The organism is Streptomyces sp. NPDC101776 (assembly GCF_044766845.1).
In the GTDB taxonomy this organism is placed as follows: Bacteria; Actinomycetota; Actinomycetes; order Streptomycetales; family Streptomycetaceae; genus Streptomyces.
The window spans coordinates 1-24,943 of the sequence record NZ_JBIWMV010000005.1; the positions used below are offsets into that span (position 1 = coordinate 1).

At 68.9% G+C, this 24,943-nt stretch carries 21 protein-coding genes and 2 pseudogenes; 9 read left to right on the forward strand and 14 right to left on the reverse strand.

Annotated features, from left to right (window positions below; genetic code table 11):
* Positions 1-265 precede the first annotated feature (265 nt).
* The gene (locus tag ACIRRY_RS18505) at positions 266-754 is read right to left on the reverse strand and encodes a Uma2 family endonuclease (protein ID WP_403973670.1); all 489 of its coding nucleotides are present in this window, start codon (positions 752-754) and stop codon (positions 266-268) included.
* A gap of 567 nt (positions 755-1,321) precedes the next feature.
* Between ACIRRY_RS18505 and ACIRRY_RS18510 the strand changes: the two genes are divergently transcribed.
* A complete protein-coding gene (locus ACIRRY_RS18510; RefSeq protein WP_403973673.1) occupies positions 1,322-3,664 on the forward strand; it encodes an alpha-L-fucosidase in 2,343 nt (780 codons plus the stop codon).
* A gap of 129 nt (positions 3,665-3,793) precedes the next feature.
* Here the strand turns inward: ACIRRY_RS18510 and ACIRRY_RS18515 are convergent, their stop codons facing one another.
* Complete coding sequence (locus ACIRRY_RS18515; protein WP_403973676.1) at positions 3,794-4,669, reverse strand: transposase; 876 nt, start codon at positions 4,667-4,669, stop codon at positions 3,794-3,796.
* Positions 4,670-5,056: 387 nt separating this feature from the next.
* Between ACIRRY_RS18515 and ACIRRY_RS18520 the strand changes: the two genes are divergently transcribed.
* Entirely contained in the window at positions 5,057-5,266 is a 210-nt protein-coding gene (locus tag ACIRRY_RS18520; RefSeq protein WP_403973678.1) for a hypothetical protein, read from the forward strand.
* A gap of 136 nt (positions 5,267-5,402) precedes the next feature.
* Here ACIRRY_RS18520 and ACIRRY_RS18525 read toward each other — a convergent pair whose 3' ends face one another.
* Together ACIRRY_RS18525 and ACIRRY_RS18530 are read right to left on the reverse strand one after the other, a co-directional pair.
* On the reverse strand, positions 5,403-5,558 hold the full coding sequence (locus ACIRRY_RS18525; protein WP_403974610.1) for a hypothetical protein: 156 nt from the start codon (positions 5,556-5,558) through the stop codon (positions 5,403-5,405).
* Positions 5,559-5,639: 81 nt separating this feature from the next.
* Positions 5,640-5,792, reverse strand: a pseudogene (locus tag ACIRRY_RS18530) (hypothetical protein); the annotation flags it as partial.
* Between the two features lie 90 nt (positions 5,793-5,882).
* Between ACIRRY_RS18530 and ACIRRY_RS18535 the strand changes: the two are divergent.
* The gene (locus ACIRRY_RS18535; protein WP_403973681.1) at positions 5,883-6,593 is read left to right on the forward strand and encodes an SDR family oxidoreductase; all 711 of its coding nucleotides are present in this window, start codon (positions 5,883-5,885) and stop codon (positions 6,591-6,593) included.
* A gap of 921 nt (positions 6,594-7,514) precedes the next feature.
* Here the strand turns inward: ACIRRY_RS18535 and ACIRRY_RS18540 are convergent.
* Entirely contained in the window at positions 7,515-10,715 is a 3,201-nt protein-coding gene (locus ACIRRY_RS18540; RefSeq protein ID WP_403973683.1) for an NACHT domain-containing protein, read from the reverse strand.
* 10 nt (positions 10,716-10,725) lie between these two features.
* A complete protein-coding gene (locus ACIRRY_RS18545; protein ID WP_403973686.1) occupies positions 10,726-11,025 on the reverse strand; it encodes a trypco2 family protein in 300 nt (99 codons plus the stop codon).
* A gap of 647 nt (positions 11,026-11,672) precedes the next feature.
* Here ACIRRY_RS18545 and ACIRRY_RS18550 point away from each other — a divergent pair.
* Complete coding sequence (locus tag ACIRRY_RS18550; protein WP_403973688.1) at positions 11,673-11,966, forward strand: hypothetical protein; 294 nt, start codon at positions 11,673-11,675, stop codon at positions 11,964-11,966.
* 849 nt (positions 11,967-12,815) lie between these two features.
* Here ACIRRY_RS18550 and ACIRRY_RS18555 read toward each other — a convergent pair.
* The gene (locus tag ACIRRY_RS18555; RefSeq protein ID WP_403973690.1) at positions 12,816-13,373 is read right to left on the reverse strand and encodes a TetR/AcrR family transcriptional regulator; all 558 of its coding nucleotides are present in this window, start codon (positions 13,371-13,373) and stop codon (positions 12,816-12,818) included.
* Positions 13,374-13,587: 214 nt separating this feature from the next.
* Between ACIRRY_RS18555 and ACIRRY_RS18560 the strand changes: the two genes are divergently transcribed.
* The 4 genes from ACIRRY_RS18560 (at position 13,588) to ACIRRY_RS18575 (ending at position 17,527) form a co-directional block, all read left to right on the forward strand.
* Complete coding sequence (locus ACIRRY_RS18560; protein WP_403974568.1) at positions 13,588-14,583, forward strand: NADP-dependent oxidoreductase; 996 nt, start codon at positions 13,588-13,590, stop codon at positions 14,581-14,583.
* Positions 14,584-14,633: 50 nt separating this feature from the next.
* Complete coding sequence (locus ACIRRY_RS18565) at positions 14,634-15,497, forward strand: alpha/beta fold hydrolase (RefSeq protein WP_403973693.1); 864 nt, start codon at positions 14,634-14,636, stop codon at positions 15,495-15,497.
* A gap of 352 nt (positions 15,498-15,849) precedes the next feature.
* Complete coding sequence (locus tag ACIRRY_RS18570; protein WP_403973696.1) at positions 15,850-16,680, forward strand: enoyl-CoA hydratase/isomerase family protein; 831 nt, start codon at positions 15,850-15,852, stop codon at positions 16,678-16,680.
* A gap of 100 nt (positions 16,681-16,780) precedes the next feature.
* Complete coding sequence (locus tag ACIRRY_RS18575) at positions 16,781-17,527, forward strand: haloacid dehalogenase type II (protein ID WP_403973699.1); 747 nt, start codon at positions 16,781-16,783, stop codon at positions 17,525-17,527.
* A 273-nt stretch (positions 17,528-17,800) separates the two neighbouring features.
* On the opposite strand, the gene ACIRRY_RS18580 is transcribed toward ACIRRY_RS18575, so the two are convergent.
* A complete protein-coding gene (locus ACIRRY_RS18580; protein WP_403973701.1) occupies positions 17,801-18,514 on the reverse strand; it encodes an SDR family oxidoreductase in 714 nt (237 codons plus the stop codon).
* A gap of 167 nt (positions 18,515-18,681) precedes the next feature.
* Here ACIRRY_RS18580 and ACIRRY_RS18585 point away from each other — a divergent pair, with 167 nt between their 5' ends.
* Positions 18,682-19,284 carry a TetR/AcrR family transcriptional regulator gene (locus ACIRRY_RS18585; RefSeq protein ID WP_403973704.1) on the forward strand — a complete coding sequence of 201 codons (603 nt, stop codon included), beginning with the start codon at positions 18,682-18,684 and terminating at the stop codon, positions 19,282-19,284.
* Between the two features lie 541 nt (positions 19,285-19,825).
* Here ACIRRY_RS18585 and add read toward each other — a convergent pair.
* From add to ACIRRY_RS18615, 6 genes and pseudogenes are all read right to left on the reverse strand, one after another.
* Positions 19,826-20,851, reverse strand: a complete 1,026-nt coding sequence (gene add / locus ACIRRY_RS18590) for an adenosine deaminase (protein ID WP_403973707.1) — start codon at positions 20,849-20,851, stop codon at positions 19,826-19,828.
* A 72-nt stretch (positions 20,852-20,923) separates the two neighbouring features.
* A pseudogene (locus ACIRRY_RS18595) lies at positions 20,924-21,382 on the reverse strand (2-oxoglutarate and iron-dependent oxygenase domain-containing protein); the annotation flags it as partial.
* Between the two features lie 93 nt (positions 21,383-21,475).
* Positions 21,476-22,366: a homocysteine S-methyltransferase gene (gene mmuM / locus ACIRRY_RS18600; RefSeq protein ID WP_403973710.1), complete on the reverse strand. Its 891-nt coding sequence runs from the start codon at positions 22,364-22,366 to the stop codon at positions 21,476-21,478.
* Positions 22,363-23,112 carry an amino acid ABC transporter ATP-binding protein gene (locus ACIRRY_RS18605; RefSeq protein WP_403974570.1) on the reverse strand — a complete coding sequence of 250 codons (750 nt, stop codon included), beginning with the start codon at positions 23,110-23,112 and terminating at the stop codon, positions 22,363-22,365. The genes mmuM and ACIRRY_RS18605 overlap by 4 nt, the downstream gene beginning before the upstream one ends.
* A complete protein-coding gene (locus ACIRRY_RS18610) occupies positions 23,112-23,939 on the reverse strand; it encodes an amino acid ABC transporter permease (protein WP_403974573.1) in 828 nt (275 codons plus the stop codon). The genes ACIRRY_RS18605 and ACIRRY_RS18610 overlap by 1 nt, the downstream gene beginning before the upstream one ends.
* The gene (locus ACIRRY_RS18615) at positions 23,939-24,844 is read right to left on the reverse strand and encodes an ABC transporter substrate-binding protein (RefSeq protein WP_403973713.1); all 906 of its coding nucleotides are present in this window, start codon (positions 24,842-24,844) and stop codon (positions 23,939-23,941) included. The genes ACIRRY_RS18610 and ACIRRY_RS18615 overlap by 1 nt, the downstream gene beginning before the upstream one ends.
* Positions 24,845-24,943: the final 99 nt, after the last annotated feature.

A 24,943-nucleotide genomic window follows, 5' to 3' on the forward strand; every position in this document is an offset into this window, starting at 1 on the left:
CCGCCTGGTCATCGGCGGTCGCGGACTTGGTCACGGTGTCAGTCACTTGATGTCTCTTCCATGATCATCAATTACACCGGTGAGCGTACAGACCCCGTCCCGGAGAGTTCGGCCAGCCGTGTCTGGGACATGCCTCGCTGCTGGCGCCAGGACCGCACCAGAACGGCGGTGTCGTTCACCGTCCGGCGTCCGCGGTGTAGCGAGGGAGAGCAGCGGTGTCGATCTTCCAGCCCGTGATGGTGACGGTGTCTCCGAAGGCGTAGTGCTACCTATTGTCGTACGTGGGTTCGCCATTGCGGCGCACAGGCGCCCAGTGATGGACAGCGGTCCCGTCCCGGGGGTCGACGATCAGGTAGTGCGGTACGCCCATGGCCGGATAGTCGCGCAGCTTGCCCTCGTAGTCGTTGCCCGGGTTGGACCGAGAAACGATCTCGATCACCAGGTGGCAACGGCGCGGATCGATGGCATCAGTGTCGGCCGTGGCCTCTTCCTCGTCGATCACGACAAGGTCGGGAACCCGCAGGATGCCAAGCCCCACATCCTCCATGTCGGTTTCGAGCATGAGGACCAGATCCGCGTCCAACTGAGGTTCCAACTGGGTACGCAGGCGATGGGCAACGAGCTGGTGCTGCTTCTTCGAGCTCATCGTCATCAGCAGCTGGCCATGACTGATCTCCGGCCAGGCCAGCGGCTCAGGCTTGTCGAAAGCCTCACGGAACTCACGAAGATGCCCGTAAATACGCTGCTCCGTCACACCATCACCCCATATGACGAAATCGTCATGCCCATATGAATTCCCATCACCCCGACTCGCCAGGCACACACCGCATCCGCAGACTCGTAAGGGAACCTGCACGACGGTTCCCACGAGGCGACGCTGCGCCCGCGCACGTGCCCGCTGACCACCTACGACTGCCACACCGGCTGGTCCTCTCTGGAGTCACTGCCGTTGTACGACGTTTCCGCGGGCAGTGTCCCGGAGCGGATGCCGTCCACCCGAGCCACCACGACACACATCGCCTTCCGCCTCCGCCCCCTCATTCAATCCGGCGTGCGGCCAGCGGGCCGCTCCTGAAGAGATGACAGAACTCTTCCATCGCCAGAGGCGGATCCGGAGGGGAACGGCCCGGTCCAACTCGCGAGGATGCAGGGCCTTCCGCCATGGCGCGCGGTGATACGCCCGAGATCCACCAGAAACCGACCGAGCAGGACATGCAGTCGAGTCATCCTATGAATCTCTCCAACTTCCCTCGCTGTCCGCACCATTGACAGTATCGCGGCCCCATTCAATCATCAGACATCCGAGGAATTGGAGCCGCTCATGAGTACGTATCCGAGACGTCAGGTCCTGGGCACCGCGGCCGGAGTCGCCGCAGCAGCAGCCCTTCCCCTCACTTCAGCCACCGCCGCACACGCCGCCGAACTCGTCGCCACCGCGTCCGGACCATGGGTCCCCGTCCCCGAGCCGGTCCCCGTCCCGCTCGACGGCCTCTACGACAACGACGGCATCGACACCGCCTCCGCGCGCGGCGGCGACTTCGACGGCTCGGGCTACACCTTCCCGGGCGAGGAACTCCCCACCGGCCGCGTCGAGGTCGGCGGCATCCCCTTCCTCTTCCCCTCCTCGGCCGCGGGCGCCAAGAACAACGTCGTCGCGATGGGCCAGCGCGTCGAACTGCCCCAGGGGCGCTACCTGTCGGCCGTCTTCCTCACCTCGGGCAGCTACGGCAACGTCTCCGGCAACGCCACCGTCCACTACGCCGACGGCTCCACCACGACCGGCGGTCTCGGCGGCGCCGACTGGTACGCGGCCGGCGGCTCGCTCTTCGCCCCGTACCGCTACCGGCCGGACGGCACAAAGGACCAGCACAGCGTCGGCATCGGGACCTCGGAGGTCTGGCTCGACCCGCAGCGCGAGGCCGTCGCCCTCACCCTCCCGGTCACCAACCCGGCCGAGGCGGGCCGTACTTCCCTGCACGTCTTCGCCCTCTCCCTCCAACCCGCGGCCCAGGGAAGGGCGTTGGCCCTGCGCGACGCCCACTCCACCAACTCACTGCTGGAGTCGTCCGGCGCGCAGAGCATCGAGGCGACGGTCGTGAACGCCGGTACCGTCGCGATCCTCGCGGGCGACGGAGTGTCCGTGCGCGTCGACGCCGAGGGTGCCCGTACGGTCGAGCCCGCCCGCGTCCGTCGACTCGACCCCGGTGAGCAGGCCCGCGTCCGCGTCGGCATCCGCAGCGGTGCCAAGCCCGGCACCGTGCGGGACGGCACGGTGACCGTGACCGGACGCGGAGCCCAAGCGGCGGTCTCCCACGAGCAGTTGACCCTCGGCGTCGCCGACTACCAGCCCACCGAGACCTCCCTCGCCGGCCACCAGGCGCCGTACTGGTTCCAGGGCGCCAAGTTCGGCATCTTCATCCACTGGGGCGTGTACTCGGTGCCCGCCTGGGCGCCGGTCGGGCAGCAGTACGCCGAGTGGTACTGGGACCAGATGCAGGACCCGAACAACCCGACGTACGCCTACCACCGGGACACCTACGGCGAGGGCTTCGCGTACGACGACTTCATCCCGCGCTTCACCGCCGAGAAGTTCGATCCGCGGGCCTGGGTGGAACTGTTCCGGGACGCGGGCGCCCAGTACCACGTGCTCACCTCGAAGCACCACGAGGGCTTCGCGCTGTGGGACACCAAGGTCTCCGACCGCAACGCCGTGAAGATGGGCCCGAAGAGGGATCTGGTCAAAGAACTCTTCGACGCCTCACGCCGTCACACGCCCGAACTCCACCGCGGGCTCTACTTCTCGATGCCGGAGTGGTTCAACCCCGACAACCCGTGGATGGGCCACGCCCCGCGCAATCCGTACACCCTGGAGCCGGTGCCGTACACCGGATACACCGCGGGCAAGGACTTCGTCACGGAGTATCAGGCCCCGCAGATGCTCGAACTCATCCACGGCTACGACCCCGAGCTCATCTGGTGCGACATCGGCGGCGCCAACGACAGCCTCGATGTGCTGGCGGAGTACTTCAACCACGCCAGGAACCGCCGCCGTCCGATCGACGTGACCGTCAACGACCGTTCGGGAATCGCCTTCCACGACTTCACCACGCCCGAGTACACGACGTACGAGAACACGGTCGTCGCCAAGTGGGAGTCCAGCCGAGGCCTCGACCCGTTCAGCTACGGCTACAACCGGGCGACCCCCGACGACGGCTACATGACGGCCGAAGAGGTCGTGCGCAACCTCGTCGACATCGTGTCGAAGAACGGCAACTTCCTTCTCGACATCGGTCCTCGGGCCGACGGCACGATCCCCGAGATCATGCAGGCCCGGCTGCACGAGACCGGCCGCTGGCTGCGCGTCAACGGCGAGGCGATCTACGACACGACGTACTGGTCGAGGATGGCTCAGCTCGGCGACGACCTGAGGTTCACGGTCCGCCCCGACGAGGCCTTCTACATCCACTCGCTGGCGAAACCCGGCGCGAAGCTCACCGTCGAAGCGCCGATCCCGATCCGAACCGGCGACAAGGTGACGATGCTCGGCCACGGCCGCCCTTTGACATGGACGCTCAGTAACGGGGCCCTGGTGATCGACGTCCCCGAGGCTGCGCGCAAGGCGGGGCAGTACGCGTGGGTGTTCAAAGTGCATTGGCGTGCCTGAGACCCGACGGACACCCGGGCACGACCGGTGGTCGCGAAGGCATGACGCCGTTCGCGACACCGACGGGCACAGGTCCTACAAGGCAGGGGCGTAGTTGTCAGGGAAACGCGGTCACACCGCCTGCCGTGCTCAGGGACAGTAGGCGGTGGATCTGGACGGCCGACGATCCGAACCGGTCGTCGTGGCGTGGGCGCCGTCATGGAAGGAGCCGGCACGGTCGCGGCAGACGATCTCGACCTCAGGGTGCTCGCGAAGCCAGGCCGCGAAGGTGCACGCGGTGCGGTCCGCGAGGACGTCGACGGGACGGTGGGTGTTCATGTCGACGAGGATCGTCGCGTAGGTCCGACCGCGGCGCACGGCGAACTCATCCGCGCCCGGACACGGGACGGATTCCGGCGCCGGGACGGACGGTGCGCGCAGCAGGCGGAGCAGTGTGTCCTTGCTGGTGGTTACCGCCAGGCGCCCATGCAGATCGGCTCCCGCTCGTCCGCCCAGAAACAAGGCGATGTCGGTGAGTTGAGTGGTGAGCGCGTTTGTGCGGCGGGCATGTCGACGCGTCAGGTCCGGTATCTGCTCGGCGACCGTCCGACGCCCGCAGCTGCCGTGACCGCACACGAGACGGCGTGCCCGCAGATCGAGTCGCACCTGACGGCCGGCGACGGGACGCTCCGCCAGACACCGCTGGTAATAGCAGTGCAGACGCGAGGATCTCCATCCACATCCCGGACAGGCGGCCGACCCCACCGTCGACCGCACGGTAAGCCGGACCGCGGTGTCCCCAAGAACGACTGCATCGGCAGACGCCCAACCCCCGGAAGAAGAAGGTCGGCGAGGCGAACCACATCCCCCACGCCCAGGTGATGCCCACCTCCTCTTGATCGCCACCACCTCCAGATCAGCGACAGAGCCTCCTCGCGGACTTCGCTCGCCACGGTGTCGTACACCGTGGCGAGCACCTCCGAGTTGCGCACCCGCACTGCGCGGGCGTGCCGATCCACACACCATGACCGAAATGGCCGACTTGGTCCCCGCCTGCCGTCCGGTTCGAGGATCAGCAGCCCCTGCTCCACGCGCCCGCGGGGAGCATCTCCCGGTCGTACGCAGCCGCTACGACAACGTCTTCTGCTCTCCGCACCCATCTGGGCAGTCTCGATGTCGGGCGCTTCCGGCGTGCTGAAGCGCAGGTCCTCTCTGTGGAAGCAGATTCGACAGCAATGTGATCCGTGGCGCGCGGCCCCTTGTGTCAGTTCCCCGTTTCGCGGGTGCGGGTGGTCAGCCCGGAGGTGACCAGGGTGAGCCGGCGGGCGCGAGGTGCTGTCGAACCTCGTGAACAAGGCCAGGACGGGCTGATGCGGCGGCACGGCAGGTGAACTGTCGGCGGGATCACGGGAGTTGACGGGAGGACGGGGTGCGGACCCGGTACCGGAGGCTTCCGGGAGGAGACAGGAACCGAACGACGCGCAGGTCACGCGCATCGACGCGGCCGGCAACGTAGTCACCACCGCGACCACCGGCGAGAACGGCAGCTACGCCTTCACCGACCTGGACGGCGGCGAGTGCACGGTCATGGCGGCCGACCGCCCCCGAAGGCCACCAACCTGACCGTGCGCGGCTCGGGCGTGCAGAGCCACGGCATCGGCCTCTCCCACCCGAGCGGGTGACAGACACCGGGCCGGACGCGCCGGAGGGGAAGGGCCGGGCGACAAGCACTGCCGCACGCCTGGGGAAGGCGCGCTGCTCAACGAGAGCAGGGCCGGCCCGCACTCCTGGCCGTGGCTGCCGTGGTGGTGATGGCGTCGAGCCGGTCCCGGGTTTTCACAAGAATGCCGATGCCGACCTGCGCGTCGATGCGGTCCCGCTCGGCCGACAGCCGGTCGAGCAGTTCAGGGGGCACGTCACCGGTCTCGACACACGGCAGCCGCTCCAGGATCGCCCTGCTCGACAGTCCTGCGGAGTACAGCTGCCGAATCAGCTGGACTCGGTCGACCGCGCTGTCCGGGTACCTCCGCCGGCCGCTGGGGCTGCGAGGCCAGCAAGGTTCTGCTCTTCCTAGCAGCGCAGTGCCCGCACGCTCACGCCCACCCTTGAGGCCAGCTCGCCGATGCGCATCCCCCGTGACCTGGATCACATCACTTGCCTCTGACGTCAATGTCAGGTTCTAGCGTGGCCCGCGAACAACCCGCACAGGAATCACCTCAACACCGCCAGGAGACTCCCCATGAAGATCACCGGTTCCGTCGCCCTCGTCACCGGCGCCAACCGCGGCATCGGCAGGCACTTCGCCCAACAACTCCTGCACCGGGGCGCCACCAAGGTCTACGCGACCGCGCGCACCCCCCACCTCGTCGACCTCCCCGGTGCGGAAGTACTGCGGCTCGACATCACCGATCCGGCTTCGGTCGCCGCCGCGGCGGGCGCGGCCTCGGACGTCACCCTCCTGATCAACAATGCCGGCGTCTTCACCCAGCAGAACCTCGTCACCGGAGATCCCGAGAAGATCCGGCTGGAGATGGACACCAACTACTTCGGCACCCTCAACATGGTCCGCGCGTTCACCCCCGTCCTGGCCGCCAACGGCGGCGGGGCCATCCTCAACGTCCTGTCGGCGATGTCCTGGCTCGCCTACGACGGGGCCAACGCCTACAGCGCGGCGAAGGCGGCGGCGTGGAGCCTCACCAACGGCATCCGCCTCGAACTCGCGGGCCAGGGAACCACGGTGACGGGCCTGCACCTGGCCAGCACCGACACCGACATGATGGCCGGGTGGGACGTGGAGAAGAACGACCCCGCCGACGTCGTGCGCGCCGCCCTCGACGGTATCGAGGCCGGGAAGATGGAGATCCTCGCCGACAACAACAGCGTCCAGCTCAAGGCGGCCCTGTCCGCCGACCCCAGCGTGCTCTATCCGCAGGCGGTTCCCGCCACCTGACCCGTCAGCAGCCGCCCGCCCGGCACGGGGCATGACTGCGTCCTCATGGCCAAGGTGCTGCCGAAAGTAACTGCGGTGGAGCTCCATTCGGCTCTTCCGACCGCTGCTTCACTCACCTCGCCACGGAGACACGGCAGTTGGCGGGGACAGGACGCCTCCTGCGGCGTGCCAGTCGGGTTGCCCTCGACGTGACCGGCGACCAGGAACCGTGGTGATCGCGCCGGCAGTACAGGGCGTCCGCGGTGACCGTGCCGCCGGTCAGGTCGTCGGGCGCCAACGAGGCGTCGAAACAGGTGATTTCATTCGTCTCATGCGGCACCCGCACCTGGATGACGGTGAGGCCGGCGCCTGTGACCGCGGCCAGCAGGTGTGCGGCCGGGACATCCCCGTGGCGCGAGCCGCAGGCGCAATTGCCGTCCGCCTCGAGGGTGTCGCCCAGCCGGATCCGCGCCGAGCAGATCGGCCAGCCCGTCGGGGCAGGCGGCGTTCAGGACCCGGCGGAAGGTCGCCGCACTCGGCACGATGCACACATGGAAGACCGTCGTGGCGCGGGTGCCGAGCCGGGCGAGAGTGTCCTGCAGGGCACTCGCTGCCCATGGGCCGATCGCGGCGAAGGATCAGGCTCCGGTCGGCACCGCCGAGCAGGCCACCAGCCGCGCACTGACGAACTAGTGATGTTGTCCGCGCCGGTGCCGGGGCGGACAGGGTCAACGGTCCGGTCAACCGGTGCTGACGGGTGAGCGACTTGATCGGTCACCGGCATGGACCAGAGCTCCGTCGTTCAGGGACCGGGCCGACCACGCACCGCCATACCGACGTGGCCTGCACACTCATGCGATCACCAGGACCTTGAAACCGCCCTGGGGGTCCGGATCGGACGGCGGAACGCACGAAACGCACGGACTGACGCAGCCGTACGCCTCAGTCCGTCGTCGGGCGCACGGCCGGGCAGACCGTGGTCCGGATGCCGGGAAGCGTGGGGACGGAAGTGCCCGGCGGAACCTGGCGCAGGACGAGTCGGCGCAGGTCCGGCAGGGTTGCGGTCATGGCCGGCAGGTCCGCTTCCGGCGACCAGTCGAGGACGACCGAGCGGACGCCGTCCACCTCGTCGAACCGGACACTTCGCGCACCGGACACCAGGCTCAGATGACGTACCCTCAGCCCGGCCGGGAGGCGGGCCAGGTCGCGCGGGCGTGATTCCAGGCGCAGGCTGTCCAGCCGTACGCCGGACAGACCGGCGAGGTCCAGGCGGGTGGTGATGCCTGCGATGACGAGCCGGGAGAGCCGCAGTTCGCGCAGCGGGGACAGGTCCACGGGCAGGGCACCGGCGTTCCTGGCGCACCGGTCCAGGACGAGGACCCGGAGCGAGCGGCATCCGGACAGGGGGCGCAGGAAGGTCATGTCGTTGTCGCGCAGGGTGAGGCGTCGCAGGTCCGGCAGGGCGGTGAGCGGGGTCAGATCGAAGACGCTGTTGCGCAGGGTCAGAGTGACGATGGACTTCAGGTGGTTGATGTGGTCGATGCGTCGGCCGTTCTGCAGCTCGACGTCGAACCGGCTGAAGTCGATCTCACTGAGCACGTCACGCGCGTATGCCTCGTAGTCCCCGTGCCTGCCCCACGCCTCCAGCAGTTCGTTGATCATCCGTCTCGGGGCGCCGGCCACGGTGTACTGCAGGATCTTCTCCACGGCGCCGGGCGGATTCTCCCAGCGGGCCGCGATCCGGGCCGCCGCGCGCACCACCAGTACGGCCTGCTCGTCATTGACGTTTCTCGGGTCGGGCAGCAGGTCGAGAACGAACGGCCCGGCCGCGGCGAGCTGGTCGGCGGCGGGCCGGTCGCGGGGCGGGATCAGCTCGGCCAGGTCCTCGTTGACCTGGTCGCGTACATCGGGCGAGTCGCCGTCCTGCTGCGGGAGGACGTCGGTCTGCTCCAGGATGGCGGCCGCGAGCAGGAAGAGGGCGTCCTTGTGGGCGGGTTCGGTCCGGCCCCGTTCCAGCAACTGCCGCAGCAGCCAGATCCGTTCGGAGGGGCGTGCGTGCGCGCCCGCCATGACCGCCACGTCGTGCCAGTGCGGCTTGTCGGCGCTGTCCACCAGCAGCGGCAGGTTGTCCTCCTCGACGACCTCCTTCGCCGCGAGGTGGTCCCGGAAGGTCCGGTGGACGAACTCCAGTGAGCCGTCCGGCAGTTCGCGTACGACGCCGCTCTGGTGGGCCAGGTACTGCAACACCTGTTCCGGGTCGCCGTCGCCGCGCAGGCCGAGCATGGACGACTCGACGCGGCGTCGGGCGAGCGCGGGAGTCAGCACCAGCTGGCGGTTGGTGACCAGCCAGAACGCGATCCGCTGGAGGAGTTTCGTCATCCCCTCACCGCGCAGCGGGGGTTCGGGGTCGGTCTCCGGCGCGAACCCGGAACCGGGCCGCTCGCTGTCGTCCGCCGCGCGGTGCCGGCGCCGCAGATGCGGCCAGCGCACCAGGAGCAGGTCGAGCGCGGCGTCGTAGACCTGCTTGCGGTTCTCCGGCAGGTGCTCGGCGCGTTCCAGGTGCAGTGCACACAGCAGTCCGCACAGCAGGGGGTTGGCGCTCATGCCGCGCAGGGCGGGGCGGTTGGAGAGAGTGATGAGCAACTGGCGTTCGCAGCGCGTCAGTTCTCTGCGCACCTCGTCGCCGAGGGCGGTGGCGGGCTGGTCCTCGCGGGCGGCGTCGTGCCAGGAGTGGACGTACTGGTCGATGCTGTGGCGACTCATCGGCAGCAGGTCGTAGCGCTGGAAACCGCGGTCCGCCCACCACTGTTCGGCCACGACGGAGGGGCGGGTGGTGACGATGCACCGGGTGCCGGGGTGCGCGTCCACGTGCTCGTCGACCCAGTCCTCGACGTGCACCCGTTCCCGCGGAGGTATCTCGTCCAGGCCGTCCAGGAGCAGCACCACGCGGCCGGCCGTCAGCATGCGCCGTACCCAGCCGGCCGGCATCTCCGGGCGCAGCACGGGGGCGATCAACTGGTCCAGGGAGGGCGGCCGGCCGCCGCCGAACCGGGCCAGTTCGAGGACGAACGGCACGGGTGCCCGGTCGCCCGTGTCGCCCGTGTCGTCGGCGGGCCGCGCGGCCCGCACGCCCAGCCAGCGCAGCAGTGTGCTCTTGCCCGAGCCGGCCACCCCGCGCACCAGGGCACGCTCCTGGTCGCCGAGGGCCTGGTCGGCGCGGACTCCGGCGGACACGGCGTTCTTCGGCTCGTCGCCGGTGTCCCGCGGGCTCACCGTCAGGGGGACGTAGCCCGTCGCGAAGGTGTGACGGCGCGGTATGCCGCGCGGGTCGACGCCGAAGAACTCGAAGCGGTTCAGGGTACGGGCCATGAAGGCGCGGTACCTGGCCGCGAACTCCTCGTCCGCCCGGTCGGCGGCGGGTAGGACGTCGGGCAGTTGGGTGGACCGCTCGGGGACCGGCAGCAACTGCCGTATTCCGGGGGCGAGTCCGTCCAGCGCGAGGTCGAACCGCGCGGCGGTCAGGACACCCAGGTCGTCCCCCGGGTGGTGCTTGGTGACCACGCCGACGATCCGGTCCTCCGCCCACAGCGCGGCTCCGGACATGCCTTCCCACGGCGACACCGCGCCGCCCGTCCCGGGGGCGAGGAGGGCGGGCCGGGCGGTGACGACGATCTCCAGGGTCCGCTCCCGCCAGTGCGACAGGAGCGCCACCGACCCGACGACGTGCGCGCTGTCCCGGAACCAGGTCGCCGCGGCGGGTCCCGTCGGCCCTGTGACTCCCGCTCCGGTGTTCCCGCGCAGCTTCCACCGGGGGAACCCCACTGCCTGCACCGGAAGTTGAGCGGCCCGCGTCCCGATCCGCCCGAACCGGGCAGCCACCGGCGGCGGTTCGCCCGGACGGGGCGCGATGGTCACCACGGCGATGTCCGAGGCGGCGTCCACAGACCAGGACAGCGCGTCCGCGGTCCACTCCCCCGGCAGGTCGGGCTCGAACCGTACCTGCACGGATGCGGCGCCCTCCAGTACGTGAGCGGCGGTCAGCACCACGTCCACGGTGACCCGGTAACCCGAGCCGCGCCGCCTGCCCGCGTGGGTCACCAGCAACTCGGCGACGCGGGCACGGTCGAGGCCCTCGGAACTCATACGCCCGCGCTCATCGCTCGCCGTCGACTTCCTCGCCGGAGATCAGCGGTCTGCGATCCGGCACGCCGGCCTGCCGGGGATCCAGCACCAGCTTGATCCGCTGGGTAGAGATGCGGGACGCCTTGCCCTCGGCGCCGAGTTCCGCGACCCAGAACCTGACCTTGCCCCCGGCCCCGCCCTCCTTGGCCACGGAGAGGGCCAACTCGAGCTCGACCGGGCCGAGTTCGAACCGCAGCCCGGCGTTCTCACCGGCCCGCATGGCCTCGGTCAGCTCCGCCCGCAACTGTGCTATCAATTCCGCCAGTTCCACGCCCGCCATCACAACCATCCCCGTTCCCAGCAGTGTTGAGCTTGACGCGTCACCATGGGCCCGAATTCAACGTACAACAATCCGCCGTCGGACACCGGTGATCGTCCATCCAGCTTTCGGGAGGGGTCCCGCGAGACGCTCATGACGCACCTCGCGCCACAGCGAACGACACCTCCGCGCAGGCAAGGCGTACGGCCAGATCGCCGCACCGATCTCCTCGGGCGTGCCGGGGCAGTCGGCAGCCGGTCGATGACCGTGCCCAGGACAGCGCCCACCAGGAGGACATCGACCGCGTCGTGGGGGTGTCGATGGCGTGGCCGACTCCGGCGGGCGGGGGCTCGTCGGCCAGGCCGCGGGGCACGGCATACGGCGTGGCCGTGCGCCCTGGCGGCGAGTTCGGCGCCTCGGGCGAGAGGCATCCGCGGTTACCGTACGGTGCCGCCACGGAGTCCATCACCGAGGGCGTCCGCCGTCCGGCGCACGGTCTCGCGGCCCTCCGGTGAACACCGCCGCCACGCAAACCGGGCGTCAACCCATGCGCGGTGACACCCAGCGCAATCGCAGGCAACTCATCGCGGCCGCCGCGGAGTTGTTCGAGATCTCGCCGACCCTGGTGAGCCTGGCCGACATCACCAAACGCGCCGAGGGTGTCCACCGCCACCACCGCCGCCGCCTACCGACACTTCTCCCCCGTCGAGGAGGTCCTGCACGCCTTCCGGGCCCAAGTCGGCTCCGAACTGCGCGACTTCAGCGCCGCGCAGACCACACGCGGCATGCAGCGGCTGGAGACGGTGTCCCGCTACTTCGACCCCTGCGACATCCTCGACCTCATCAAGAGCGGACGCACCGAGGACGACACCGCCTCCCGCCTGGTGGCCGCCTCTAGGCACGGGGCCCGAGCGGGCCGAGTGGTTGCAGTACAGAATGTGCCGTCGCGATGAGGCTTGCCCGAGTGGGCCCGCCCCGCCGACTTTCGAGTCGATGCCACCGGCTGCGGCGTGCTTGACGGCGACTGGTGCGCTGGGTGACCGTTCACACACGAGGGCGGCCACCGACAACGCCCCGCACGTCATGCGGAAGGGCCATCCACGCAGCACTCTCCCGAAATCCCAGATCCGGGCCGGGCGACACCCTGGCCCAGCAGGCAGACCGGCCATGTTCACACCGCGAGTGTGTCAAATGTGTGCTCAATTCTGTCCGCTTCGCCTCGCCTGTCGACCGCGATGAGCTGGCCCTCGAAGGCGAATCGGAACGCAGGTCGGCGACGAGTGACTTCCTTGAGGGCCGTGGTTTCACCGGGTCGATGGCGTTCGGATTGAAAACTGAGTGGTGGACGGCGAGTTGGTGAGCCTCTGGGTCGATCAGGGCATTCTGCGCCTTCATCTTCCACGCAACACACCACCGCACGAGGCGTGGCGGTAGCCGGCCTCACTGCTGGACTGAACTGGGGTCACCCTCCGACGAGCCGCACCTTCCCCAACTCCTGCTGCAACACCGCGGCCAGTACCCCGGCACAGGTCTCCGCCTTGCGGCTCTCGTCGCGGTAGACGAACCTGTCGCCGACGACCATCTGGGCAATGTCCCGAGCATGGGCACAGCTAGGGCTTGGGGTCGATCACGGTGGCACCGGCACGGAGTGCGCCCTGCCGGTTGGCCTCCCGTCGACGGATCCAGGGGCCTTGACCCAAGGCCCGATCGCGGGGACCCGCTCGCCCGGACCGAAGACGACATCGTTGCGTTCAGGCGTTTCCTCTCCAGGGTGCTCGACAGTTCGCTCGTGGAACGAGTGGTCATGCGGCACGGTGGCAGGGCGACAGGGTGGCGCGGATCTGGTCGCGGATGTCGGCGAGGACGACTTCGTCGCTGCGGTGCAGGTACACGGTGGCGGTGGTGCTGATGTGGATGATCGCGGTGATCACCCGTGCCAGCGTTGCCGCGTCGGCGGCATCGATGTAGCCGTCGCGAGTGAGCAGGCCGGTGATGCCGTCCTCGAGGCGGCCGGCAAGGGCGAGACCCGCATGCCGGTAGGGCTCGGCGGGGTCGCCGAAGACGAGTTCGTGCAGGTATGTGCGGCCGTTCTCGATGTGCTCCCTCAGGCACTCCACCACAGGGCGGATGAGAGCGGCGACTGGCTTCAGCACGTCATGCCCGACTGCGGCGTTCGCGGCGGTGAGGCCGTCGTCGATGGCGGCGGCGAACTTCTCGTTCTGCACCATGATCAGCAACTCGGCCTTCGTGGACGCATACAGGTAAAGGGTGCCGATCGCGACATCGGCCCGGTCGGCGATCTGCCGCGTCGTGACCCCGTTGACGCCGTGTTCGACGAACAGTTCGCGGGCTGCGGTCATGATGCGCTCACGCTTGGCCCGTTTTGCCTGCTCGCGGCGCCCGACTGGCATGTGACCGCGCCTCACTGGGACCTCCCTTGACAATATTTCTGAGTGCACTCATGATTGAGTCTACTCGGATTAAATGAGTGAGGCGAGACCCCAGGTACCCGCAGAATTGGCTGATCTGTTGACAAACCTGGATAACCAGGATGAAGGCAAGGAGCGACGCCCCATGAGAGCGTTCGTCGTCACCAAGTACAAGGAGCCGCTGCAGAAGGCGGACGTCCGCGAGCCCACTGTGGGCGAGCACGACGTGCTCGTGCGGGTGGAGGCAGCCGGGCTGAACCCGCTGGACGAGAAGATCCGCGCCGGTGAGTTCAAGCAGATCCTGCCCTACGAGCTGCCGCTGATCCTGGGCCACGATGTCGCGGGCACCGTCATCAGCGTCGGGACGGCAGTTCGAGGCTTCAAGCCCGGCGATGAGGTCTACGCCCGGCCCGGCAAGGACCACATCGGCACGTTCGCCGAGCGCATCGCCGTCCCGGAGAGCGACCTGGCGCTCAAGCCGACGTCGATCAGCATGGAAGAGGCGGGCTCGCTGCCGCTGGTGGCGCTCACGGCGTGGCAGGCGCTGGTGGAACGCGGGAAGGTGCGGCCGGGGCAGAAGGTCCTCATCCACTCCGGTGCCGGCGGGGTCGGTTCGATCGCGATCCAGCTCGCCGCGCACCTCGGTGCGAGCGTCGCCACGACCGCCGGCGCTTCCAACGCGGACTTCGTGCGCGCGCTCGGCGCGGACACGGTGATCGATTACCGCACCCAGGACTTCGAGCAGCTCCTCACCGGCTATGACCTGGTGTTGGACAGCCTCGGCGGGGCGAATCTCGAGAAGTCTCTGAGCGTGCTGAGGCCCGGCGGCAAGGCCATCGGGATCGCCGGTCCCCCGGACCCCGCGTTCGCCCGCGAGGCCGGCCTGAACCCGCTCCTGCGCCTGGCGATCGCAGGCCTGAGCGGCAAGATCCGCAAGCAGGCCAAGAAGCTCGGCGTGACCTATGAATTCCTGTTCATGCGCGCCAGCGGCGACCAGCTCCGCCAGATCACCACCCTCGTCGACCAGGGCGTTGTGCGCCCGTTCGTGGGGAAGGTGGTCGGCTTCGACCAGACCCCACAGGCGCTGCAGTCCCTGTCCCAGGGCGGCATCCGCGGCAAGGCCGTCATCGGCAACAGCTGACCCGCCGCGACCGCGACGGGCGACACAAAGACACCCAAGGAGAACCCATCATGAGCAGCACCACCCCGAACGAAGCCGTCGTCACCTCCTACGCGAAGGCCCCGGCCCGCACCGTCAGCGCCGGTGGCGTCACCTACGCCTACCGCGAGCTGGGACCGCAGGGAGGCATCCCCGTCGTCTTCTTCGTCCACCTCGCCGCGACCCTGGACAACTGGGATCCGCGCATCATCGACCCCATCGCGAAGGGCCGTCATGTCATCGCCTTCGACAACCGCGGTGTCGGGGCGTCCACCGGCCAGGTGCCGGACAGCGTCGAAGCGATGGCCGACGACGCCTACACCTTCATCAAGGCCCTCGAGTACGACAGGATCGACGTCTTCTCCTTCTCTCTCGGCGGCATGATCGCCCAGGCCCTGGTGGTCAAGCACCCCGAACTCGTCCGCAAGCTCGTCCTCACCGGCACCGGCCCCAAGGGCGGCAAGGACATCGACAAGGTCGCCGGCACCACCTACTGGGACATGCTGCGCGCCACCTTGACCCGGTCGGACCCCAAGGAGTTCCTGTTCTTCAACCGCAACGCCGCCGGCAAGCCCGCCGCGCGTGCATTCGTGAACCGACTCGAGGAGCGCACCGCCGACCGCGACGCGAAGATCAAGGTCAAGGCGTTCCGGACACAGCTGAAGGCGATCAAGAAGTGGGGTCGCTCGGCCCCCGACGACCTGTCGGCGATCACCCATCCCACACTGATCGCCAACGGCGACAACGACCGCATGGTGCCCTCGGTCCTGTCGGAGGATCTGCACCGGCGCATCAAGGGCAGCAAGGTGATCATCTACCCCGACTCCGGTCACGGCGGCATCTTCCAGTACCACGAGGAGTTCGCTCCCGTGGCGGTCGAGTTCCTCGCTCGATGACCACGGCCTGACCAGGAGATCGCTCCCGCGCCCCCTGGCACCTGAGTGCTGAAGGAACCGCGTACACAGAGCATCCCGTCCTGGATCGAAAGGTCGCCGACACCCCTGACCTCGACTACGAAAACCCCCACGACCAGCGCTTCCATGCCTCGGTCAGCCTCGGGTTCACGTCACCGGCACCCTCACCTGCGCCAACGGCGACAGCCTCCCGCTCGACCACGAGTGAGCAGGGCGGGTGGGGCGGGTGGGAAGCGGGACCGCCAGTCCCCCTTGGCACTCCCTCCATCCCAGCATCCCGACCCTACTCACGCCGCCGTCGCCATCCGATACCCATCGCATCTGGAGCCAGACCATGAGCGAGCAGAGCACCATCCACTACGAGCGCACCACGCCGCAGATCGCGAAGATCACCTTCGCCAATCCGCCCGTCAACCTCATCGTCGGCGAGACCGTCCTGCGCCTCACCGAGATCGTCGAGGAACTGGCCACCGACCCTGACATCCAGGTCGTCCTGTTCGACAGCGCCACCCCTGACTTCTTCTACAACCACTTCGACCTCGCCGCCGCCGCGGACTTCCCCGCGCCCGAGGACCAGGACGCGGTGCCGGCATGGACGAATCTGGTCCTGACACTCTCCAGGGCGCCCTACATCACCGTCACGGCCATCCGTGGACGCACCCGCGGCGGCGGCAACGAGCTCGCCCTCGCCCTCGATCTGCGCTACGCAAGCCGGGAGAAGGCGATCTTCGGTCAGCCCGAGGTCGGTAGCGGACTGCTGCCCGGCGGCGGTGGGACCGAACGTCTCCCCCGCGCCATCGGACGCGACCGCGCCCTGGAAGTCATCCTCACCAGCGACGACTACGATGCCGACACCGCCGAACGCTGGGGCTGGATCACCCGGGCCCTTCCCGACGGCGAACTCGACGCCTTCGTCGGCAACGTTGTCACCCGGCTCGCCTCCTTCGACCGCACCTCACTCGCCTCGGCCAAAGCCCAGATCAACCGGGCGTCTCTGCCCCCGGACGCGGATCTGGTCGCCGCGTACGGCGAGTTCGCCCACTCCCTCACCCTTCCCGGTTTCCTCACCCGCGCCGCCGGCACGCAGGCCGTCGCCGAACAGGCGGGCATCGACTTCGAATACCGTCTCGGGCACTACATCGGCTCCGCCAACCAGCAACGCTGACACGCGTCAGGAAGCGATCACGAACGCAGCGGCCGTGCTCGTTTGCCGCAGCGTCCACCTGGTTCGTCGTCGTATCCGTGCCCGACAGGAGAGAGGAACAATGGCGCGAAGCCCTGCCACGACCGAAGACGGCCGGCGGATCGGCGCCGGTGTGGACGCGGTGGTGTTCGACGTCTTCGGCACCGTGGTCGACTGGCGCACCGGCGTCGCGAGCGAATTCCAGCGCGTCGGCTCCCGCGTCGGGGCACAGGCCGACTGGCCAGGACTCACCACCCAGTGGCGCAGCCTGTATCCGCCGACGCTGCTACGGGTGGTGTCGGGTGAAGTGCCCTGGCGATCGCTGGACGAACTTCACCGGATGACGCTCGACACGGTGCTCGCCGAGCACGGCCTGTCCGGGTTCACCGACACCGACCGGGCCGAACTCGTCGGTGCCTGGCACCGCCTGAGCCCCTGGCCCGACAGCCGCGACGGTCTGGCTCGGCTGCGCGAAACCCATGTCACGGCAACCCTGTCCAATGGCAGCACCGCGCTTCTCATCCGTCTTGCCCGTGCGGGCGGACTGCCGTTCGACACCATCCTGTCCGCCGAGCTGATCCACAGCTACAAGCCCGACCCGAAGGTGTACCTGATGGCCGCCGAACTACTCGAAGTCGCACCGCGACGGCTGCTGATGACCGCCTGCCATCTCGATGATCTGCGTGCTGCCGCAGACGCCGGACTGCGCACCGCATACATCCCGCGCCCGCTGGAGTGGGGCCCCGACCACCCGGCGCCACCGGCGCCGGACTGGGTCGACCTCATCGCCACGGACATCCCCGACCTGGCCCGGCAACTCACTCCGTAGCGGCCGATTCGCCGCGGTCGGCCAATTCTCGGAATCGCGGTCCGAGGAAGTTCCCTGCCGGCCAGATCGGCGATATGCCGTCCATCGGTGCGGATGTGCTCTGGGCCGTCGACCTCAACCACGGCGGTGCGGTACTGCCAGGCCGACCGTCGACATCGCCGACGGCTCGACGACCGCGACGGCGCACGCCTCCTCGACGCCGGCCAACCCTTCGACCGCCATGGATCGCGCGGTTGCGACGTGAAGCGATCACGTCGGAACCGCGCAACCAGTTCAGACGTTCGTGCTGGGCAGGTCCGGGTAGAGCGCCTCGACCGGGCCGCTCAGGGTCGCCTTGACCTGCGCGGTCAGCTCGTCGGCCAAGACCTCGTACGCACCCGCCTCGACGGCGTCGTAGACCGTCGTCACCAGCTGCGCCGGCAGCATCTTGGGTCCGTCAGCGTGAGCGGCCATACGGGTGTCGACGTAGCCCATGTGCACACCCGTCACGTGGACACCCTTGGGCGCGAGCTCGACGCGCAGCGAGTTGGTGGCCGACCACAGTGCCGCCTTGGCCGCACTGTAGATGCCGCCGAAGGCGTACCAACTGGCAACGGAGTGCACGTCGACGAGGATCGATCCCTGCTGGGCGGCGAGGATCGGTGCGAAGGCTCGGGCGAGGAAGACCGGTCCGAAGAAGTTCGTCTCCATGTTCGCCCGGATGTCCGCCTCGGTGATGTCCAGCAGGCTCGCGCTCGGTGGGTTGGCACCCGCGTTGTTGATGAGCACGGTGACATCCGCCGCGGCGGCGACGGCCGCGTCGATCGACGCGGACTCGGTGACATCCAGAGTCAGGAGGACGATGCGTTCATCGTCCCAGGTGCGGGGAGAACGGGCGGTGGCGTAGACCTTGGCGGCGCCGCGTGCCAGGGCTTCGTGGACGAAGTGGGTGCCGATACCGCCATTGGCACCGGTGACGAGGACGACTGAGCCATCGAGAGAGGGCATTGGTGTTCCTTCTTGTCAGGAGGATGTGAAGTGCGTGGCTTGCACGGATGGAGCAATGGCTCCTCGCCCCGCCATGGGAGAATGAGCGGAGCCACATCCGAGCCCACACGGTAACGACTGCCATCATAACTGAGTACAGTCATATTTCATTCCTGGAGGACACCGCCATGCCTGTCGCCTCCCAGCCGGTCGGACGGCGCGAGCGGAACAAGCAGGAAAAGCTCGACCGCATCGTCGCCGCTGCCGGCGAGCTGTTCGCCGAACACGGCGTCGACGAGGTCACGACCCAGCAGATCGCCGACAAGGCCGACATCGGCACCGGGACCCTGTTCCTTTACGCCAAGACCAAGGGCGAACTGCTCCTGCTTGTCCAGAACGTCAAGTACGCCGAAGCTCTCGAGCAGGGCCGGGCGGACGCCGAGACCGTTCCATGCGTACTCGACGCCGTGCTGGCCATCATCCGGCCGATCGTGGAGTGCAACCGGGCGCAGATCGACAACGGACGCACCTACCTGCGCGAGATGGCCTTCGGTGACCCCGAAGAGCCCCGGCACAGCGAAGCACTGGCCATCGTCGCGCAGTCCGAGGAGGCCATCGCCGCCGTACTGCGCCGAGACGAGCGGGTCACGGAGGGCGACGCCGCGACGCTGGCACATATCGTGTCCGCCGTGATGTTCCTCAGCATGGCGGCGAGCGTGAACATCGCCCTGAGCGTCGAGGAGACCACACAGGACATCCGGGGGCAGGTTGCCGTCCTACTGCGTCGCTGAAGCGCCGTCCAGCTTCACGCCCCATACGACCACCAGGGTGGTCTTCGGCTGCGTCATGACTCTGATCCTGGCTGCGGCGAGTCATGTCTCCTTGACCGGCGGCGGCTGTTCTCCGCTGTTTGCGATGCCTGTCCCGGCTGCCGTGCGGCGGGTTTCGTTCCTGTGCCGGTGGGCGATTCCGGTGATGACGTCGCGTCCGCCTTCCATGACGTCGATCAGGACGAGGCATCGACGGCACCCATGGGAGGTCGGTCCCGGACACCCCCCGTGGTCCGGGCCTGCCACGGCTGTTCCCCGCTTGGTGCGGTTGATGATCCGAGGGGTGGTGCCACCGGGCCCGAAGACATCGACGTCTTCCTCGGCCCGGACGCCGGGCAAGGGCGAACACCACGCCACCGCCGTCACACCCGCGGGAAGACGGCCTTCGAGAAGCGGCTGCCCAACGCCGGACCCGAACCCCGCTAGCACTTGGCGAAACCTCAGGCTGAAGATCGGTCCCCAGTATCTGGCCGCCTGTGCCCGGGGGCTGCCTACGGGTGCGTCAGTCGCCACACTCCTTGGAGCGAGGAGGCATCGCCCGGTCGGGGGTGTGCAGCCATTCCTCGATGCGTGTGGCCGCGTCTTCCATGGTCGCGCGCGGGGCGCCGGAGGATTCGACCGAGGTGAGGGCTATCGCGGCGAGTTGGAGGTCGGTGAGGGCGAAGGTCGTGCGGGCTGTCTCGTACTCGTCCAGCAGGCCAGGGCCGAACAGGAGAGGGTCGTCGGCGTTGAGGGTGCACCGGACGCCGGCTTGCAGCAGCAGCGGGAGGGGGTGGACGGACAGGGATTCCACGACGCCGAGGGCGACGTTGGAGCTGGGGCAGACGTCGAGGACCACGCCTTCCGCGGCCAGGCGGGCGACGAGAGCCGGGTCCTCAACCGCCCGTACGCCGTGGGCGATCCGTCGCGCGCCGAGTACGTCGAGTGCGGCGCGTACACCGGCCGGGCCGGCGAACTCCCCGGCGTGCGGGGCCGGAATCAGTCCGGCGTCACGGGCGACGGTGAACGCCTGGGCGAACGGCTCAGGAGCATATTGAGCCTCGTCCCCGGCCAAGCCGAAGGAAACCACTCCGTTGCCTGCCCGCCGGGCCGCGAGGCGGGCGGTCCGGACCGCTTCCAACGGGTCCGCGTTGCGCCGGGCGTACACCAGGACGCCGAAGCCGATGCCTAACCGCGCAGCAGTGCGGCGGCCCTCGTCGATCACCGTGTCCAGCAGGTCGAGCGCGGCGCCCGGATCGTCCTCGTAGGTCAGGGGGTTCACCTGCGGCTCGACCCATACCGCTCCGTCCGCCGCGGCATCCTCGACCACTTCGCGCACCAGCCGCAGAAGGTTCTCCCGCGGACCCTCGCGCACCAGCCGGGCAGCGACGCGATACGAGGACATGAAGTCCTCGAACGAGTTGAAGCCGCCGAATTCCGGCGGTTGCTCGCCATGCTCGCCTGTTAGTTCCGCGAGCGTGGCGGGGCGCATGGCGCCTTCGAGATGAAGATGGAGATGCGCCTTCGGCAGTCGGGCCAGGCTTCGCATGCCGCATCACTCTACGGCGAGCCCTGTGACGGTCCTTCGGAGATACAAGGATCGCAACGCGGCTGATCCGATGCCGGTGAACGCGAGCAGTTCGTGCAGCAGCCGGTGGGCGACGGTGCTGAGCCGGTCCATCCACTCCAGCGAGACCTGCCGCAACTCGGGCAGGGCCGTGGGCCACTGGTTCGGGCCCTCCAGCCACCAGTACGGCGGCTCGCCCGAGGCGGGGGCATGACGGGGAAGCTCGTTGCTGATGTCGAGTTGGTCGCGCCAGTCGCGGCGGCCCCGGGTCCGCTCGTTGCCGATGCGGGTGTAGCCGCGGAAGTGCGGGGAGTTGAGGTTGTCGATCGCGTGGCGATCGGCCTCGGGCAGGGCGAAGAAGGCGCGGGTGGCGCCGAGCAGCCGGGCCTGCTCGGCGGGGGTGATGCCGTGGCCGACCAAGTGGAAGAAGCCGACGTCGCGGGCGGCCCGGTGCAGCGCGTCGCGGTCCAGGGCAGCGAGGTCGATCACCGGGAGTGAGGTGAGTTGATCCATGGATGGCGTTTCCTGAGTGGAGTGTGCGGGAGAAGGGAGCGGGGCCGGCGGTCGGCCGTGGTGCGGTGCCCGGTGCCCACGATGGGCGGGGGCTCAGCCTGCCGTTGAGGCGCTGAGGCGGGCGGCCAGTCTCTTGATCTCGGCGGGGCCGACCCGGCAGCAGCCGCCGATGAGGGACGCGCCGGCGCCGAGCCAGGAGGGGGCCAGGTCCGCGATCTCGTCCTCGGCGCCCAGCCAACGGCGCGCCTCGGGCTCCCAGACCCCACCACCGTTCGGATAGGCGACGCCGGGGAGACCGGTGACCAGGGCGAGGGCCCGGGCCGTGTCGGCGGCAGGGGCGCAGTTGACTCCTGTGGCGACGACGGCGTCGCTGCTGCGGGCCAGGGCGAAGGCCTCGGTCAGGGGCTGGCCAGCGCTGGTGGTCGTACCGCGGACGCTGTAGGAGAGCCAGGCCGGGATGCCCAGGCCGTCCAGGGCGTTCAGTACGGCTTCCGCCTCCCGCAGGTCGGGGATGGTCTCGATGGCGAAGACGTCGGGGGCGGCCTCGGCCAGAGCCTCCAGCCTGGGGCGGTGGAAACGGGTGAGTTCGGCCACGGTGAGGCCGTAGTCGCCTCGGTATTCGGAGCCGTCGGCCAGCATGGCGCCGTAGGGACCCACGGATGCCGCGACCCAGCCGGTCCCGGCCGCGGCCTCGCGGGCGAGCCGAACGCTGCGGTGCAGGAGTTCCGTGGTCTCGGCGCGGGTGATGCCGATGCGGGCGAAGCCGTCGTAGGTGGCCTGGTAGCTGGCGGTGATGGCGACCTGCGCGCCTGCCGCGTAGTAGGCGCGGTGGACGGCCGCGATCGCGTCGGGGGCGTCGCGCAGGAGGCGGGCGGACCAGAGCGTGCCGCCGAGGTCGTGGCCCTGGGCTTCGAGTTCGTTGGACATGCCGCCGTCCAGGACGAGGGGCCCGGCGGCGAGGGCGTCGCGGAAGGTGGTCGTCACAGCACTCTCGTCACGAAGTCGCGGGTTCGGGGATGCTCGGGGGCGGTCAGGACGCGGGCGGGCGGCCCTGATTCCAGGACGCGGCCGTCGTCGAAGAAGACGATCTCGTCGGCGACTTCGCGGGCGAAGCCCAGTTCGTGGGTGACGACGAGCATGGTCATGCCGTCGGCGGCGAGGTCGCGCATGACGTCCAGGACCTCGCCGACGAGTTCCGGGTCGAGGGCCGAGGTCGGTTCGTCGAACAGCATGAGCTTCGGCCGCATCGCCAGGGCGCGGGCGATGGCGACGCGTTGCTGCTGGCCGCCGGACAGTTGGGCGGGGTAGGCGTCGCGCTTGCCGGCCAGGCCGACCCGGTCCAGCAGGGCCATGGCCTCGTCGGTGGCCTCGGCGCGGGGACGGCCGGCACCGACCGGTCCCTCGACGACGTTCGCCAGTGCCGTCAGGTGCGGGAAGAGGTGGAAGCGCTGGAAGACCATGCCGATCCGGCGGCGTTGCCGGGCCAGGTCGCGGGGGCGCAGCTCACGCAGCCCCTTGCCGTGCACCTCGTACCCGATCGGTGAGCCGTCCACCAGGATCCGGCCGCCGTCGGGCCGCTCCAGGTGGTTGACGCAACGCAGGAAGGTGGACTTCCCGGACCCTGACGGGCCGATCACACAGGTGACCGTCCCGCGCGCTACGGACAGGTCGATGCCGCGCAGCACCTCGTTCCCCGCGAAGGACTTGCGGACCCCGGTGGCCTGGACCATCATCGGCGGCTTCCTTTCGCGAAGTGGCGCTCCAAATGGTGCTGGCCGATGTTGAGGAGGGTCGTGACGGCGAGGTACCAGATGCTGGCGACGATCAGCAGCGGGATCGTCTGATAGGTGCGGGAGTACACGATCTGCACGGAGTACAGCAGCTCCGCGTAGGCCAGCACGCTCACGAGTGACGTCGTCTTGAGCATGGAGATGGTCTCGTTGCCGACGGGCGGGATGATCACGCGCATCGCCTGGGGCAGGATGATCCGGCGCAGGGTCCTGGCCCGGGACAGGCCCAGTGCCTCCGCGGCCTCGGTCTGTCCCTCGTCGACCGAGACGATCCCGGCCCGGATGATCTCGGCGAGGTAGGCGGCCTCGTTGAGGCCGAGGCCGAGCAGGGCCGCGGTGAAGGTCGTGACGACGGAGTTCGCGGGGACGTCGCCGATCGCCGGCAGGAAGGGCAGGTGCAGCGACAGCGTCGGGTACAGCGCCGAGATGAACCCCCAGAACAGCAGCTGGACCAGCAGCGGTGTCCCCCTGAAGAGCCAGATGTACGCCCAACTGACAGTTCTGGCAACGGTGTTGTCCGACAGACGCATCAGCGCCAGGGCGATGCCCAGCGCGAGCCCGATCACCATGGCCGCGGCGGTGAGCTCCAGGGTGGCGAGCAGGCCGCTCAGCACGGTCCGGCTGAACAGCCACGCGCCGACCGTGTCCCAGCCGAAGTGCGGGTTGGTGACCAGCGACCGCACCAGGGCCGAGGCCAGCAGCACGACCACCAGGGTCAGGATCCACTGGCCGGGCCGGCGGCGCCGGAGTATCGGCAACTCCTCCATCACGAGGCCGCGTTGATCTCGAACGTGTCGAGAGCCCCGGACTCCAGACCCCACTTGGCGAGGATCTGCCGGTAGCCGCCGCTCGCCTTGAGCTCGGCCAGGGCCGACTTCAGCAGACCGGTCAGCTCACTGTTCTTCGGTACGGCGATGCCGAACGGCGCGTCGCCGTAGGAGTCGCCGGCGACGTCGAGCTTGCCGCCGGACTGCTTGGCGGCGTAGGCGGCGACCGGTGAGTCGGCCAGGGCGGCGTCGGCACGGCCACTGGTGACGGCGAGGTTCACGCCGGTGCCGTCCGGATACGTACTGACCTTGATCGGGGTCTTGCAGGTCTTGGCGCGGGCCGGCAGGTCTACGAGCGCCTGGGTGGAGCCCTTCGCCACGGCGACGGTCCGGCCGCACAGGGAGTCGCCCTCGGCCTTGAGCGCCTCGGGGTTGCCCGCCGGGACCAGCAGGGACGTACCCGCGTTGAAGTAGGTGACGAAGTCGACGACCTTCTCCCGCTCGGCGGTGTCGGTGAACGAGGAGACGCCGAGCTGGTACTTGCCCGCCTGGAGCCCCGGGATGATCGAGTCGAAGGGCACGTTGGTGATGGTGACCTTGACGCCGAGGACCGTCCCGAGAGCCTTGTCGAGGTCGGCCTCGGCCCCGATGACCGTCTTGTTGTCGGAGGCGAAGAAGTCCATCGGGGGATAGCTGACGTCGCTGGCGACCGTGATCCCGCTCGCTTTCACCGCGGCCGGGACTTTGGCGGAGAGTGCAGGGTTCTCCGCGATCGGGGCGGCGGAGGCACCGGCTGACGCGGACGAGGAACCGGACGAGGAACCGGTCGTCGTGGAGGGGTCGGCGCAACCCGCCAGGAGCAGCGTCGCGGAGCCGAGGAGTACGAGCGGGCGCAGAGCGGGCAAGGGGAACTCCTGAAGAACCTGATTTCTGAAGGATTGGCTGGAGACTATCCAGTGGTGCGTAATAAACAAGTCCTGTTGTCCATGATGCACGAGTGCTGC